The sequence below is a fragment of the Streptomyces sp. NPDC051020 genome, from assembly GCF_040683105.1.
Lineage (GTDB): Bacteria > Actinomycetota > Actinomycetes > Streptomycetales > Streptomycetaceae > Streptomyces.
In genome coordinates, this window is the sequence record NZ_JBFBCG010000114.1 from 1 (window position 1) to 15,381 (window position 15,381).

The following is a 15,381-nucleotide window of genomic DNA, read 5'->3' on the forward strand; positions in this document are numbered from 1 at the left end:
CCGCAGCTTGTACTCGGCGGTGAAGGTGCGACGCTTCGGCTTCGGCGCCGGATCGGCGCCGGGACCGCTGGTGCTCGTCATACGGGTGGTTCTCCCGCTCGTTCGTCCACCCAGGCTAACTGATAACGCCGAGGTGTCTCACCCAACGATGTCAGAGAGGGGGCGCCGCCCGTGCTGCTGCCGCCGGTGGCCGTGCTGTTCTGCGTGATGGCGGGCTGGATGTGGTGGGTGGGCGTGGTCGCCCTCACCCGCTCCGCGCTGCGGGAGCGGTGGATCGTCGCGACGCTGGTGTTCGTCGCGGTCAGCTCGGTGTTCTGCGGGGTGGCCTCGGTCGACGACCCGTCGGTTTCGGCGGGCCTGCTGAGCGCTGTCGTGACCGGGCTCGGCATGATCGGGCTGTTCTCCATCCCGGCCGCCTGCTCCCGCCATCTGCCGGACGTCGTCCGTCGGCGGTCGTCGACCGCCTCGGACGAGGCGGCCCCGTAGTAGGTGGCCCGCGCCGGTCCGAAGGGCCCCGAACTGTGCACTGGTTCGGGGCCCGGCGGTGTTCGCCCGACGCGAGGGCTAACTAGTGGCGCCGTTCTGCAGGGCCTTGAGCACCTCGCGCAGCAGGACCTTGATGTACGAGGCGGGCGGTACGTCGCTCATGTCGATGTGAGAGGCGGTGTTGCTCGCCTGGCGGTGCATCACGTCATCGCCCGGGAAGCGGTAACGGCCGAGTGCCTCCAAGTGCTTCGTGTCGGTGCGGGTCATCGAGACGGAGCTGACGATGCCAGCGAACGCCTTCTGCCCGAAGACCGAGGGCACGTGGTCCATGATCGCGCGGATCAGCGCGAGACACGAGTACGGCTGCTCGGCAGCGTGGTTGTTGTTCAGCTCGCGGATCAGGTCCAGCAGCTTGTCGACCTTCCAGGGCGATTTGGCGCCGGCTTCCTCGAGTTCGTCGATCAGCCGCTGGCTGATGTACTGGGTCGGCTCGGGGGCCGCGGGCTCGGGCTCCGGGGTACGGGCGGCTGCCTGGAGGGACGGCACGGACCCGAGTATGACGACGCGCTGCTCCTGGTCCCACTTATGCACAAGGTCGCAGGTGAGCGACACGTAGGTCTTCAGGTCCTTCGCGGCCCGGAAGCCGAGCACGGAGCGGGTGATGCCTCGCCACCATGTGTCCCCGGAGGCGCCCGCACCTGCGCTCCCGATGGAACGGGTGGCGGGCTCGGTGTCGAGCAGCGACGGGAGGTTCGCGACAAACCCAGGGCGCAGCCCTGGCACGGAGGCGGCCAACTCCTGGCTGTCCAGCCGGGCCTGGCTCACCTTGCCTGGCTCCGGCCGGAGAGAGCTCTGCAGGCCGATCATGTGGTGCAGAACACGCAGGAAGGGCTCGCCCACCACAGCATCGAATTCTGGCAGGGGCACGCCGGCCGCGATCGTCAGCCCGATCGTCTCGTCGGGCGTCAGCCGCCCGGCGCGGGTGGTGAAGCCGTAGCGCGCGCCGCCGGGCCACGGGGCGCCGACGTAGGGAAGGCCGGCCAGGAGTTCGTCGGCGTCCTCTCCCCGGCGGTCATGGATCTGCTGCACGTAGTCCCAGGTCGGCCATGAGCCGGTCTGGATGTAGGGCTGGGCGATCGTGAAGAGGAACTGCGTCTGGGTGGGGGTCAGTTCGACGAGCCCGTCGTGCTGCAAAGAAATCTCCTGGCCAGGCGGTGGATCGCGGTCCGCAAAGTGTTGATCGGATTGTGTGGATCTGGCAACAGGGACTTCTGACGCCATTCGGAAGACGCCATGAATGCGTGCTGCACCATAATCGTCAGATCCCGCGTAGTTACCTCAACCGCACCTTTCGGTACCAGTCACTTTCCACCAGACGGTTCCAGACATCCTGGCCGGAGGGCGGGGGTGGTGGTACGTCGATGGTTGTCTGCTTCCAGACCGTCCCGGCCGGGGGCGAGGCGACGGGCTGGAACGGGCGCCGACGCCCGTCACTGTCCCTGGGCGTCCACGTGGGGCTCGCGTACCCGCCCCACGGAGCTTTGTACAACTGGCCTCGCTAGACAGTCTGTTCGGGTTCCCAGGTGTTCCACTCCGTGAGTGCGCCTTGGCTATCGAACTACACGAGGTAGGAGGCGTAGGGCCACGCCGGGCCGTCGCCGTCGTGGGGGCGCCCCCATGCGATGGTGGACGCTGTGGGGCTGTCCCCGCCCTACCGCGTTCCGCGGCGCATGTCAGCGTGTTGGGCGCGCAGGGAGCGCGCGGCTCCGTCACGGCATTCCAGCACAAGCCGCCGCAGCGCGGGCGGGGCGTCCGTAGCGGTGAGCCAGGAGTCGGTGAGAGGCAGTATCTCCTGTCCGCCTTGGATAGCGGGGTAGAGGCCGAGGACGATCTGTTGGGCGGATTTTCGTCCGTGAGTGTGCCAAGCGGTCGTAATGACGTCGAAGTACTTGCTGACGTAGGGCACAAGCAGGTCTGTCTGATCATGCTGCATGAAGCCGTTGATGACAGCGCCTTGCACCGCTGTGGGGAGCATGTTCGCGGTAATAGCCGAGTTCCATGCCTCTGATTTAGCGTCGGCGTCAGGGCGGGCTGCCTTTGTGGCTGCCGCGTACTGCTTTCCGAGAGCAGAGGGGTCTCGGGCCAGTTCGCGTTCGATACTTTGGTCGGTGGCGGCGCCCACGACTACGAGGCGCTGGAGTGCAGTCCAGCGCAGTGCGGTGTCCAGGGGCAATCCGTCCGGTGCTGTGTTGTGCAAGAGGTCCTCGAGCAGGATGATGCTCTGCGGGTGCTGGGCGACACATGACAGTGCCCGCAGCCAGACGATCTGTTCGTTGCTTCCGGGGGGCGCAGCGCGAAATGCCCGAACGCAGGTCTGTTCCCACTGGGCGAGCAGAGCAGGGCGCTGGCTGGGCGCTGCGTACTGCCGCAGGGCGACGAGTACCTGCCGCTGCAGGGTCTGGAGGGCGGTGATCTCCGTTTCGTAATGGATGCCGCGAGAGACCATCTTGAGGTAGGCGGCCGGCGAGAGGTCCGCGTCGCGGACCATTTCCCATGCGGCGGACCATGCGAGGGCCCGGGCCAGCGGGTCGGTGAAGTTGCTGGCTGAGCGGGTGATGGCGGCCAGGGACCGGTCGGTCAGGCGGATTTTGGAGTAGGCGAGGTCGTCGTCGTTGACGAGGATGACCTCGGGCAAGCGGGCACCGAAAAGTTCCGGCACGGGGGTTCTGGGGCCAGACACATCGATCTCGATGCGTTGGACCCGGTGGAGGCCATCTGGTGTCTGGTTGTAGAAGCCGATTGCTATCCGGTGTGTCCGGAGCATGCTGTCGCCGGGGACGCCGGGCGGAAGGGGGGGTGCTTCCTGGCGTACGGCGAAGTGGGTGATGGTGCCGTCGGGGTCTGTGGTTACCTCGGGAGCCAGGATGTTGAGGCCGGGAGACCCAAGCCACTGGACCGACCACGCTCGCAGATCCCTGCCGGAGGCCTCCTCCAACACAATGAGCAGGTCGGTCAGGGTGGCGTTGGACCAGGCGTGGGCGGCGAAGTAGCGGCGGAGCCCTACGAAGAAGTGATCGTCGCCGACATAGGCGACCAGTTGCTTGAGAACCGAAGCTCCCTTCGCGTAGGTGATGCCGTCGAAGTTGACCATCACGCTGTCCACGTCGTCGATATGGGTGGCTACTGCGTGGGTGGAAGGGAGCTGATCTTGCTGGTATGCCCAGGTCTTCTTGGTGGCCGTGAATGAGACCCAGGAGGCGGGCCAGCGCGTGGCGTCGCTGAGGCAGCGGTTCGAGGCGTAGGTGGCGAATGCTTCGTTCAGCCAGAGGTCGTCCCACCAAGTCATGGTGACGTAGTTGCCGAACCACATGTGGGCCAGCTCATGGAGGATCGTTTCGGCTCTGCGCTGGAACTCGGCATCGGTGGCGCTGGCGGGCAGCATCAGCTCTTCCCGCAGGGTTACGCAGGCGGCGTTCTCCATGCCGCTGGCGTTGAACTCGGGAACGAAGAGCTGGTCGTACTTGGGGAATGGGAAAGGAGACTGAAACTTCTCGGTGAAGTAGGCCAGACCTTGCTTGGTGGTCTCGAAGATATCTGCTGGATCAAGCTGGTCTGCCAGGGACCTGCGGCAGTACAGGCCGAGGGGAACGGATTCGTCGCCATGGGCGTAACTGTCGAAGACGTAATGGTAGGGCCCAGCGATGATGGCCGTGATGTACGTGGGGATGCGCGGGGTGGGCGCGAAGGACCAGATGCGGTCGTCCTCCCGCTGCATGCTGGCTACAACAGGGGCGTTGCTGACCACGCTCCAGTGTAGGGGGGCCATGACGGTGAAGGAGAAGGTGGCCTTGATATCGGGCTGTTCGAAGCAGGCGAACACTTTGCGTGCGTCGGGTACTTCGAACTGGGTGTACAGGTAGTACTCGCCGTCGACGGGGTCACGGAAGCGATGCATGCCTTCCCCCGTATTCGTGTAGCTGCACTGGGCGACGACCGTCAGCTCGTTCTGTTGCTGCAAGTCCTCCAGGAGGATGCGTCCTGGAGCACAAACCTGGTCAACATCAAGGAGCTGGCCGTTGAGCTGGACTTGGTGGACGTCGGCAGCATCGAGATCGATGAAGCTTGCGGCGCCGGGGGCGGAGCAGCTGAAGGTGACCGTGGTGGTGGAGCGGAAGGTGTCTTGTCCGGCCGGCTCGGTGAGGTCAAGGTCGATCACGTAGGAATCGACCGAGAGTATCCGCGAGCGGGTCTGGCATTCGTCGTACGTCAGCTTGGTGATCGTCATGGTGCGGGCTCTCCGTGCGGGTCTTTGCGGAGTGGAGCGGGCAGGACAGCAGGAAGCCCAGGCCCTAGCGCGCAAAGGCGGCTGGGCCCGGGCTGGGCAAATCAGGCCTTGGCGAGGCGTAGCTCTCGGATCTTGTTGCCGTGGCGGGTGCCCAGGATGATGTGGTCGGTGTCGACGCGGACGAAGCGGGCGTCGGTCCATCCTTCGCAGCGGAAGGTGTTTGTCCCTGTGGGCACGAGGCTGAGGAACGGCTCGTCCATTACCTCGATCGTGAGGTTGCCGTACGTGGTGGTGAGCCGGGACGGCACGCTGTCGCTGTTGATCTGAGCCCATTTTGAGGCGGCTCCGGCGACGGTGCTCAGCAGCGTTGTCGGCATGGCGAAGTCGCACTCCATGGCCTTGAGGGTGCTGTCGGGCAGGGTGATGCGCTCTTTGTTGAAGATGACGTGTGAGGTCCGCAGGTCGTTCCGGAGTTCTGCGGGCATCAAGTTGAGGAAGGCGGGGTTGACGAGCGCGTCGATCACCATGTGGACCCGCTCGCTCTGGCCGCGGTTCCACAGGCGATGTAGCAGGGTGAAGTCGCCGTACCACAGTGTTCCGGGTTGCCAGTTGTGCGAGACGCCGCCGATCTCGATGATGGCGTCCGGGTTAGTGATGATCGGGATGTGGAGACGGATCTGGCCGTAGTCGAAGCCGTGGTGGGCGTCGCGGTGGAAGCCGACTTCCGCGCCGCTTCCCAGGCGCAGCAGACGTACGCTGCGCAGTTCCATGGGGAGGCTGTCGAGAACGTCCTGGAAGTGAGGGGTGCGCTCGAGGATGCGGGTGGGGGTGAAGGGCAGCAGTCCGGGGCCCCCGGGGTCGGTGCGCAGCGGGTCTCCCCCTTGGGTGCGCAGGGCCAGCCCCGTCCAGTTGGTGGCTGCCAGGGGGCGTTCCCCGGCGTCTTTGTAGGCCCGCTCCGGTTCCCAGGGCTCGCTGAGGACCTCCTTGAGGTCGCGGACGAGTAGGGCCGGGTCGTATTCCCGTAGGAGCTTTACGGCACTAAGGCGCATGTGTGGTGAACCTCTTCTCAAAGGTTGGCATCGTGGAGGCAGGTTCGATTCCGAATCGCGGCAGCCTTATTCTGGAGCATCCGGAAGGTGCTCGAATACGGTTTCCCGGCCTGCTTCATAGGAGGCCGCTTGGATGATGACGGCAGTCATTCCTGTTGCGCTGCCGGATTCGTGTTCCTCCCCAACGGTCCACAGGACGGCTTGTCCGACGGATACAGGGATCTTTATGCCGTCATTTCCGCTGGCCCAGCCCTCGCCGGCGGTGATGAGCAACATTTGCGGGCATTGGGCTCGGTGCCGTCCGAGGATTGCCCCAGGTGCATATCTCATCATGTCGGCGGCGACTGCCGACCGCGAACGCAGGAGCCGCGATATAACGGCGCCATGACTGCCGAATGCTCCGACCTCTTCGGAGGGATGGCTTTTCAAGTAGATGACTTTCACTGCATTCCTCTGTTATGTCGTGGGTGAGGTGTTCAGCCGGTGAAAGGCATCTGCCAGGATCTGCGCCCCTGCATCCGTCAGCAGGGCGCGGTGTTTTTCGCATTCAGCGTAGGCCTCGTACGCCTGTCGGGAGAGAACGGCCTGCCGGTCCTGGATGGCGGTGCCGTTGGTGGCAGCTGCTGTGAACCGTGCATAAAGCTCGATGCATCGCACGAGCACGATTAGCTGCTGGAAGAGCCCCATCAAAGGGCGGGGGTCTGGGCGTAGGGGTGTCTGGACGACGGGTGCCTGGGCTCCGGTGCCGGGGATGAGGAAGGGGGTGTGAAGGTCTGCGGCGTTGTAGCGGTTGTGCGTGCCTTCATGGACCAGGCCTTCAAGCAGGCGGAGCACGCCGGGCAGTCCATCCGAACCCGCCCTGAGACGCTGGCGGTTAAGGAAGATGACGCCATGTGCCGTGATGTTGGAGAAGCCCGCGATACCGACGCCGTCCAGCAGGGTCACCTGACGGACGGTGTGCCGCAGTTCGTCCAGCATGGCGGGCCAGTGCTCAGCAAGGAAGCAGGAGGCCGCACAGAAGGTCCGTCGTTCCTGATCAGACCATTGGGCGATCGTGACATCGACGCGGTGGCCTGTGCTGATGAGGCTGTCAAGCTGTTGGATGGCGCGCTGCAGGGTGGCTGCCGAATGGGGCTCGCGTGCCGGAAGGTCCACGGCCCAGGCGGAGCAGGGGGAGACCTTCGTGCGCGCGGCACTGGCATCGGCATGGCGGCGAACTTCAGCGAGATCTGCCGCTGGGGCGAGATCTGCCGATATCTCGTACGCATGGCTGATGAAGCCCGGGTAGGACAGCAGGTCTGCCGGCAGGGGCGATGTCTCGCCCTGATCGCTGGGCAAGAGTCTCTGTATGTGCTGAAGGAGATGCGCGCGTTCTGCGAAGGCGTCTTCAGCATGGGGTGCTATCGACATGAATGCCACTCTCCGGAATTGAACCTGGAAACAATGAAGCTGCCGCACGGGCTGCACCAGGTACGACAGAGGTGACCGCGAACCAAAATGGGTTACATCAATTCCAGGGTTACTCTCATATTTCCTAGATATGCGACAGCCTAGGGCGGCCGCCCAGGCGAATTACCTGTGCGGCCGCCCCAGATGCAACTCAGTACTCCATGACGTCCAGGAGTGCGAAGTCGGGAAGCTCCTCGGCGGAAACTTCCTCGACGACGATCTCGGACTGCTCGACGATGTTCTCCATCGCAGACCCCTCTCGCAAATGATTATTCAACCACCGGCGTTCCGGTGGCCCTTGCCTCCGGAAGTCCCGGCGACGGGCTGAAGCGAACCACCTTAACGATCACGGCGTCAAGAGATTTCGAGCGCTGAGATCTCCGTCGTTGCGGAGTAGGGGATTCCAGTACGGAATTTTGTCGAGGATTGAATTATTCAAGTGGTGGAGCATTTCAGGAGTGTATCTGCAAAACGGACATACTGTGATCATCTAGGGTTTTGCCCTGGAGTACTTGACCCTTGCTAGGGACACGGAAAGGATTGCGACCTGCGCCTTCACGCGCGGTTCGGCGCTCCATTGGAGGCGTGAAGCCCACATCTCTAGGCGGTTGGCAGAACAATGGATTTTTCAAAGGGAAACTTGGCTGTAGCGCTCAAGCGGAGTGTCCGCGTCGCCCCCTTGGGAGACGGCGCTGTACTGCTGCTGCGTCAAGGCGTCAGCCCGCTACGGCTGCACATCCCCGGCGTCGAGACGCTGCGGTTCCTCGAAGCCCTCCAGGCCGGAACGACCTCGGCCGAGTTGCTCCACGCTGCGGATCCGCAGCGCGCGGCCGGCCTGAGCGCGCTCGCTTTCCTGCACCGGGAGCACCTCCTCATGACGCCCGTCCCGGTCGAGGAACTCCCGGCACCAGAGGTGCTCGACCGATTCGACCGTCTGCTCGCCTATTTCGCTGAGTACGAGACGCCCGGTGTCACCCGCTATGACTACTTCGCGCGGCTCCAGGGCTCACATGTGCTCATGCTCGGCCTCGGGTCGATGAGTAGTTGGGTCCTAATGCACTTGGTCGCGTCCGCAGTCGGTCAGATCACCGGGGTGGACCCCGATTCGGTGGCCCTGTCCAATCTGCCGCGCCAGGCTCTGTTCCCTGAGAGCAGCGTGGGCACCTCCAAGATCGATGTGGTGGCTGCTTGGCGGGAGCGTGTCTCCAAGTTCACCCAGTTCGAGGGGCGTTGCTCCGAGCTGGCTAGCACTGAGGATGTTCTGCAGATCCTGGATTCGGTGGAGCGGCCCGACCTGGTGGTGCTCACGGCCGACCAGCCGGTCACCTACGTCGTCGAATGGGCTGCGGAGGCCTGTGCCAAGTTGGGTATCCCGCTGCTCCGAGTCAATGCCGCCGGCATCGGCCCGCTCTACATGGACAAGGACACGGCCTGCCCCGCCTGCGAGACGACCGCGGCGGCTATGACGGAGGCGGGACAGGCGTTCTTGGCCTATCGCCACGGCGACACCTGGAAGAGCTCCTTCCAGAGCGCAACGATCAGCACGGAGATCAGTCTCCGCGGCACACTGGCGGCGCACGAGGCTCTAGGGCTGCTCAGCAACGCCTGGGCGCCCAAGTCACGCAATCACAAGCTGCAGATCACCCCGCAGCTGACCACTGCAGCAACGCCGATGGCCGTCCACCCCGACTGCGTGTGTGCGATCGCCTGATGATCTGCAATTTCCGCTGAACTCTTCCTGTCCTGCTGACGGTCGCGTCAGCTCCCTGAAAGGCCGTCATGCACGAGACCGCTTTCCAGCTGAACAAGCAATACGACGTCCAGCGGCTGCAGCACGACCTTGGCTGCGTCGACCAGGCTGCCTGGATGCCCGAACGCCCCTTCGCCCCGGCTGGCGAGCAGCCGATCACGGCCGCAAACTGGACCTGCGTGCCGCTGCGCAGCCCACACGGAGACGAGAACCGGACAGACCCTGGGGGACCCGCGCTGGACGCATTCGCCCCGACGCGCTATCTGGCCCATGCGCCGTACCTGCAGGAGATCTTGGACAAGCTTCCTGCCGAGGTGCGCTCGGCCCGTCTGCTCTCGCTGGCCCCCGGCGCCGCCGTGGAAGTACACCGCGACGCCTACACCGGGTTCGCGCATGGCCAGGTCCGGCTGCACATCCCCATCACCACCAACGACCAGGCCGTCATCGAGATTGATGGCGAACCGCACACCTGGCAGCCCGGTACCTTGTGGCTCGGCGACTTCACCCGCCCCCACCGTCTGTGGAACAACGGCGCATCCGCCCGAGTCCACTTGGTCATCGACGTCCTCACCTCCCCCCAGCTCCTGGACCTCGTCCCTGCCGCTTCCGCAGCCGGACTGGACCGCAGCTCCATCATCGTGAACCGTCCGCGGGTGTCCCTGACCCCAGAGCAGCGCCTGACCGCCCAGGCTCGGTTCACCATCCCGCCCCAGGCGATGGGGACACAGACATCAAACGACAGCCCGGTGGCCGGCTCCATCCAGTGGGTCCGCAATCAGTTCGTCTTCACCGTGAATGAACGGCCGCTGTACGGTCTGGTACCCACGTCGCCTACGTCGTTCCGATTCGAGGGATGGACTGACGCGCGCACTGTACACGTCGACCAGGACGTCGTGCGCCTGGTGTCCCGCCAGGGCAACAAGGTCAAGCAGCTGAGCCTGGCCCGGAACGGGGCATCCCATGAGCACTGAGACACCCACCCCCGCCATAGCGCTGCAGGCTGAGAAGCTCGTCGGTGAACTACTCTTCGGCCGGCGAGGCCGTGAGACTCCGTTCGCGGTCGCACGCGAAATCAGCCTGCTGGGACCGGTTATATCGACCCGGCAGAACATCCACTTCACCACCAAGTACGACATCTCACGGCTCGTCCTGCGCGACCAGCGCTTCGGACGTCAGCCGATCGACCAGCGGGCCGAGGTCGACCCCAAACTTGCGGGAACACCGCTCGAGCGGTGGGAACGTTCTGTGCTGCCCTACAACAACCCGCCGGACCACACCCGGCTGCGCGTGCTGGTCGGCAGCGCGCTCAGCGTCGCACAGATGGAAGCCACCCGTCCGCTGGTGCGCCGCCACTTCTTGCACCGGCTGGAGGAGCTCGCTGGCAAAGGCAGTGCCGATCTCGTCACCGATCTGTTTGCCCCCCTGCCCAACTGGGTGATGTGTGAACTGCTCGGCATCGACGAGGCGGACCGTGCCCAGGTGTGGGAGTGGACCCGGCTGCGCTCCGAAAGCCTGCAGCGAACCACCACTGACGTTTCCATCGACGCCACCAATCAGGCTCTGTCGGAGAGCGAAGACTTCTTCCTAGAACTCATCCGCGAGCGCAGAACCGCCCCGCAAGATGACCTCGTCTCCCGCTTCACCCAGGCCCGTAATGGCGACGACCGGCTGACGGACCACGAGATCGCGGCGAACATCAACCAACTGTTCGTGGCGGGCTTCGACACGGTCAAGTACACCCTGGGCAACGCGGCTGCGCTGCTGCTCGACCACCCCGCGGAGATGGCGAAACTGGTCGCCGAACCCAAACTGATCAGCAACTGCCTCGACGAAGTACTCCGCTTCGAGAGCGGCATGGCCATCGTGCCCCCCCGGCACGTACTGGAGGACGTCGAACTCAACGGCACTCGCCTGGCGACAGGTACCCGGGTGTGCGTCATCTTGCACTGCGCCAACCGTGACCCCCTCGAGTTCGACCGGCCTGACCTGTTCCTGGTTGACCGGCCCAACCCGCGGCCTCTGACGTTCGGAGGGGGCATCCACCGCTGCCTGGGGGCTCCGCTGGCGCGCGTTCAAGCCCAGGAATTCCTCCGCGCTCTGGTCGACCTCGGCCTGCATGAGAGATGGACACAGAAGCAGCGGGCCCTCTCGGCCGACCCTCACCGGCGAGGGCCGGACCGCCTCGAGGTGACGTTCTAACTCACACAGACAGAGCCACCCGCAGTTGACGCACGCGAAGCGTCGGAGCGGCTGTCATGACATCCACGTTCTGCTGTCCCTTCCGGCAGACGGCCGGCGCGGCGGTGTGGTCTCCGCCGACGCCGTCGATCGACCGCAGGGCCGAAAGCGAGTCCCCCACAATGAACCCTCCTCGCACGGGACGTACGAGCTCCCCTTGGTCAATGACCCATGCCTCGGCCAGGGGCAGAGCGAAAGCCCCGGTGAGGGGGTCGGTCCGGGCTTGCCCACTGATCGACGTCACGTACAGCCCGGACCGGGTGGAGGAAAGGAGCGTGCGGGGATCATCCGAGCCGCGCGCAACCACGAGGTTGCTCATACGCGGCAGCGGCGAAGTGGCAAAGCTCTCGCGCCGCGCTGACCCGGAGCAGTCGGTGCTCAGCGCCCGGCTGCTATGCCGGTCAGTGATCAGCCCAGTGCAGATGCCGTCTTGCAAAAGCACGGCATCGCTGGTGGGCTGCCCCTCATCGTCCCGCTCCGCGGATGCGTACCCTCCCGGCCTGCGGCTCTGGTTGACGACCGTCAGCCCCGCATCGGTCACCCGGCTGCCCACCCGGTCGGCGAAGACACTGCCGAGCAGCACTTGGTCACCCTCGAGCGGATGGCCACACGCCTCGTGCACAAAGACCCCTGCGGTACCGTCGGCAAAGACGACCGTGCATGGGCCTTCTGGCGAAGGACCACTGTTCGCCGCGCTGTGCGCTCGGTCCCGCAGCTCTCCCAGCTGTGCCGTCTTGTCCTGGTCAAGCAGTGCCTGCGGGCCACCACTGCACCCCCAGTTCTGTGCCACAACGGCTAGCGGTGCTGCGCCCTTGCGGGCACAACGAGCCACCAGCCGCGATCGTGTCCGCAGATCCATCGCACAACCCCAGGCGTTGATCACCTGGACCTCCTGGGCCAGGTCTCCCGCCTCACTGGAGAACAGGACGTCAGCATGGCCAGCCATGGCCGACTGCGCCTGGCCCACCAACGTACCCAACTGCTCCTCCACCAGCGACAAGTCACCCGTCGTTGTCTGCGTACTCGCAGAGGTGCGCAGACAACGCGACGTATCGTCCTCCATCCACCGCAACTGTCGTGCACCGTCAAGGACATCGGTCTGGGCAAGCGAATCAACCGCAATCCAACGCTCGACACACCCACGGACCACGCGAATACTCACGCCAGCTTTGAGGGTACGCGAGAGGGTTTTCCCGTTGAAGCGCACCAGCCGTGATGATTCGGCAAAGATTTCCACCTCTTCATCCGCACGGCGTGCGGCAATTTTCGAGAGGTCTCTGAAAAGATCGTCGGATATCAATTCATTCCTAGAGGATAATCCCGAAGAGGCCGGGTGAACCGTAGCACCGATGGCAGGCAAAGAGCAACGCAAGCAGGCTATGCCGACCGGAAGACAGAGGGAAAATTGAGTACCACATCTGTACGCACGTTGTACACGTTGATCATCGTCGCCGCCGTTCCGCGAGGTTTGTTCATGCCTCTGGGAGTCGTCGGTATGAGCGCTCAGGGAATTTCTCTGGGAGAGATCGGCCTGGCCATGAGTGTATATCTTGTCGGCAGCCTGATCGGCAATATACCCCTAGGTGCTCTCGCCGACTCCTACGGCGCCAGAATGGTGAGCTGCATAGGGGCCTTCTTGTACGGCGCCTCCTATCTCCTCTATATTTTGTGCCTCTACTCTGAGTCCGCGACCCTTGCCATCTTGTGCTGGGGCGTGATGGGTATTGCACGGGCAACCAAGTCCGGGATCATTGAGTCGTGGTACGTGAATTCACTCGACGACTCCCGGCGTGGCCAAGTCATGCAGATCATGAGTGGGGCACGGACCTGGACGCTGACGTCCCTCTGTACCGGCGCACTGCTCAGCTCCGGACTGGCCCTGGCCGCCCGGCACGCTGGCAGTTGGCACGGAGTGGCCGTCACCTACCTGCTGCCCGCGCTGCTTGCCATCCTGTTGTCGGCAGCCGATGTCCTGCTGACCCTGCTGCGTATGGGCAAGCAGGCCCGGAGCGAAACAGATCAGGTGGCTGCTGCACTGCGCGAGAAGTTCGCAGCCTATGGCCGCCGCCTCAGGGACGGGCTGCGGGCAGGCTTCGACACCCCAATAACCCGCGGTCTCCTGCTGGGATTTGGGGCGGTCGGCCTAGTAGTTCCATCATTGGAAGTCTACTGGCAGCCAACGCTGCAGAGGCTGCTGGGCAACGCCGACGGCCGCGCTTCGCTGTTCGGCCTGGTGTCGGCAGTTTCCCTCGCCCTCTCCGCTGTCGTCGTTCACCGGCTCGGAAAGTGGACGGGCGGCTCACCTCGCAAGGCTAATATCGCACTCTTTGTAGGGCGTCTCGCTATAGCTGCCCTCTGCATTATCGCCGCCTACGCCACATCGTGGATATTCGCCCTCGTCTGGCTGACAGCCTTCTGTATATTCCACGCCACCGCCCCTCTTCAAGAGACCCTCCTCCATTGGGGTGTAGCCGATCACCTTCGAGTCACTATCGCCTCCACCAACGGGACCTGCCTCATGCTCGGTGGGGCAATAGGAAACACTGTCTACGGCTTCCTGGCAGACCGGTGGGGATTGCACACTGTATGGCTTGCGGCTGCCGTGTTCGCTCTCCTGAGCGCACTTATCCACATCCTCACCATGCGTAGCGAACCCGCTAATAGATCCGCCTCTCCCGTCTCGGCCTGAACCACCCAGAAACGAGAAAACCCATGGCTAACCGCTCCGAAACCGCTACAGCGCTTGCACGGCTGACAGATTTCGTCACCCCCCAGGCCATTCACGTGATCTCCTCGCTCGGTATCCCCCAGGTCCTCGCGGATGGCCCGCTTCCGGCGGAGGAGATAGCCCAGCGCGTCGGCGCGAACGCTGACGCACTCAACCGGCTCCTGCGCTTCCTGACCACCAAGGAGGTGTTTTCCTCCGACGCCCCGGGCGTCTACGGGCTGACCGACATGAGCATCCTGCTCAGCCAGGAACCACTCGCCACCTTGCTCTCGAGCAACATGACGTACAAGGTGTTCGCGGAACTACGCCATACGATCCTGACCGGACAGCCAGCCTTCCAGCAGGTCTACCAGGGCGAGTACTTCGAGGAGCTGGCCAACAACGACAAGGAGCGCCGCCGTTTTGAAGCTTCCATGGCCTACCGCTCAGCCGCCCTCTTCCGCGGCGTGGAGCAACTGGTCGACACCGAGCAGGCCACGACCGTCGCCGATATCGGGGCCGGCGGCGGACAGCTCCTGGCCCGGTTGCTCCGCGCCCGCGACGGGCTCCAGGGGCTTTGGTTCGATCTTGAGGAACCGCTCACCGCGGCCCAAGCCCATCTGCAGCAGGCCGGGGTCGCCGACCGTTGCACCTTTGCGGTCGGCAGCTTCTTCGAGACCCTGCCGAACGGAGCCGACCTGTACACCTTCGCCAGCGTCCTACACGATTGGCCCGACCACGTCGTAGGCGACATCCTCCGACGCTGCCGCGAGGTCATTCCTCCGGCTGGACGCCTGGTCATTCTCGAGCAGCTTCTCGACGGCGCGCCCACGACCGTCTACGGCCAGGACGTGAACGTCATGGTCATGCTCGGCGGCCGGGAGAGATCAGTCGAGGACTTCCGCAAAATCTGCCTCTCCAGCGGGTTCGAGGTCAGCCGTGTGCGTCTCAACCGAACCGGTGTCAGCGCTCTGGAAGCCGTGCCAGCATGATCTGAGAAGCCGTAGCCTCCCGATGTTCCATGCCGAATAGCGGGCGGACGTGGTCGGATGGGTGACGATGCCCGGAACCCGAAGCCAATTCTCATCGGGCGGCGAGCCCTGACACCGTCCCTTCCCACATCTCTTCGGCGGTCAACTTGCGGTCCTGCGCGGCTGAAGGGTCGTGGCCGCAGCCGACAGCCCCGTCGCCAGGACGGCGACGGGGCTGTCGGCTGCGCCCCATCACACCGGGCATGGCTGGCCTGGATGGCGGCCCACTGGATAGGCGCGTTTACCGCTCCCGTTTACCCCATGAACCCATCAGCTTCTACGAGCCATTGACCTCGATCCTTCAGGCGTGATCGCTGCCAGTTGAGGTAATCGGTTCATCCCGTTTGTCCCGGCCGGTGCCGGGTGGGATCTTCGCGTGTCGCTGC

General features: G+C 64.4%; 12 protein-coding genes. 6 read left to right on the forward strand and 6 right to left on the reverse strand.

All coding sequences use genetic code 11. From position 1 onward, the window contains the following. The first annotated feature begins 171 nt into the window (after window positions 1-171). Entirely contained in the window at window positions 172-486 is a 315-nt protein-coding gene (locus AB0N06_RS34800) for a hypothetical protein (protein ID WP_366138686.1), read from the forward strand. Window positions 487-564: 78 nt separating this feature from the next. Here the strand turns inward: AB0N06_RS34800 and AB0N06_RS34805 are convergent, their stop codons facing one another. The 5 genes from AB0N06_RS34805 to AB0N06_RS34825 form a co-directional block, all read right to left on the reverse strand. Then, window positions 565-1,680 (reverse strand): hypothetical protein, encoded by a 1,116-nt coding sequence (locus tag AB0N06_RS34805; protein WP_366138687.1) that lies wholly within the window; start codon window positions 1,678-1,680, stop codon window positions 565-567. A 517-nt stretch (window positions 1,681-2,197) separates the two neighbouring features. Next, a complete protein-coding gene (gene pepN, locus AB0N06_RS34810) occupies window positions 2,198-4,771 on the reverse strand; it encodes an aminopeptidase N (RefSeq protein ID WP_366138688.1) in 2,574 nt (857 codons plus the stop codon). A 101-nt stretch (window positions 4,772-4,872) separates the two neighbouring features. Beyond that, window positions 4,873-5,820 carry an aspartyl/asparaginyl beta-hydroxylase domain-containing protein gene (locus AB0N06_RS34815; RefSeq protein WP_366138689.1) on the reverse strand — a complete coding sequence of 316 codons (948 nt, stop codon included), beginning with the start codon at window positions 5,818-5,820 and terminating at the stop codon, window positions 4,873-4,875. A 66-nt stretch (window positions 5,821-5,886) separates the two neighbouring features. After that, window positions 5,887-6,264 (reverse strand): hypothetical protein, encoded by a 378-nt coding sequence (locus tag AB0N06_RS34820; RefSeq protein WP_366138690.1) that lies wholly within the window; start codon window positions 6,262-6,264, stop codon window positions 5,887-5,889. A 12-nt stretch (window positions 6,265-6,276) separates the two neighbouring features. Next, window positions 6,277-7,230 carry an HEXXH motif-containing putative peptide modification protein gene (locus tag AB0N06_RS34825; RefSeq protein ID WP_366138691.1) on the reverse strand — a complete coding sequence of 318 codons (954 nt, stop codon included), beginning with the start codon at window positions 7,228-7,230 and terminating at the stop codon, window positions 6,277-6,279. A 679-nt stretch (window positions 7,231-7,909) separates the two neighbouring features. Between AB0N06_RS34825 and AB0N06_RS34830 the strand changes: the two genes are divergently transcribed. From AB0N06_RS34830 to AB0N06_RS34840, 3 genes are all read left to right on the forward strand, one after another. Next, window positions 7,910-8,980 carry a ThiF family adenylyltransferase gene (locus AB0N06_RS34830; protein ID WP_366138692.1) on the forward strand — a complete coding sequence of 357 codons (1,071 nt, stop codon included), beginning with the start codon at window positions 7,910-7,912 and terminating at the stop codon, window positions 8,978-8,980. A gap of 68 nt (window positions 8,981-9,048) precedes the next feature. After that, window positions 9,049-9,990: an aspartyl/asparaginyl beta-hydroxylase domain-containing protein gene (locus AB0N06_RS34835; protein ID WP_366138693.1), complete on the forward strand. Its 942-nt coding sequence runs from the start codon at window positions 9,049-9,051 to the stop codon at window positions 9,988-9,990. Further along, window positions 9,980-11,218, forward strand: coding sequence for a cytochrome P450 (locus AB0N06_RS34840; protein WP_366138694.1), 1,239 nt, complete (start codon window positions 9,980-9,982; stop codon window positions 11,216-11,218). Before AB0N06_RS34835 ends, AB0N06_RS34840 begins: the two co-directional genes overlap by 11 nt. Before the next feature lies 1 nt (window position 11,219). Here AB0N06_RS34840 and AB0N06_RS34845 read toward each other — a convergent pair whose 3' ends face one another. Beyond that, window positions 11,220-12,557 (reverse strand): TldD/PmbA family protein, encoded by a 1,338-nt coding sequence (locus AB0N06_RS34845; RefSeq protein ID WP_366138695.1) that lies wholly within the window; start codon window positions 12,555-12,557, stop codon window positions 11,220-11,222. A gap of 138 nt (window positions 12,558-12,695) precedes the next feature. On the opposite strand from AB0N06_RS34845, the gene AB0N06_RS34850 reads away from it, so the two are divergent. Further along, window positions 12,696-13,946, forward strand: coding sequence for an MFS transporter (locus AB0N06_RS34850; protein WP_366138696.1), 1,251 nt, complete (start codon window positions 12,696-12,698; stop codon window positions 13,944-13,946). Window positions 13,947-13,969: 23 nt separating this feature from the next. Further along, the gene (locus tag AB0N06_RS34855; RefSeq protein ID WP_366138697.1) at window positions 13,970-14,956 is read left to right on the forward strand and encodes a methyltransferase; all 987 of its coding nucleotides are present in this window, start codon (window positions 13,970-13,972) and stop codon (window positions 14,954-14,956) included. Window positions 14,957-15,381 lie beyond the last annotated feature (425 nt).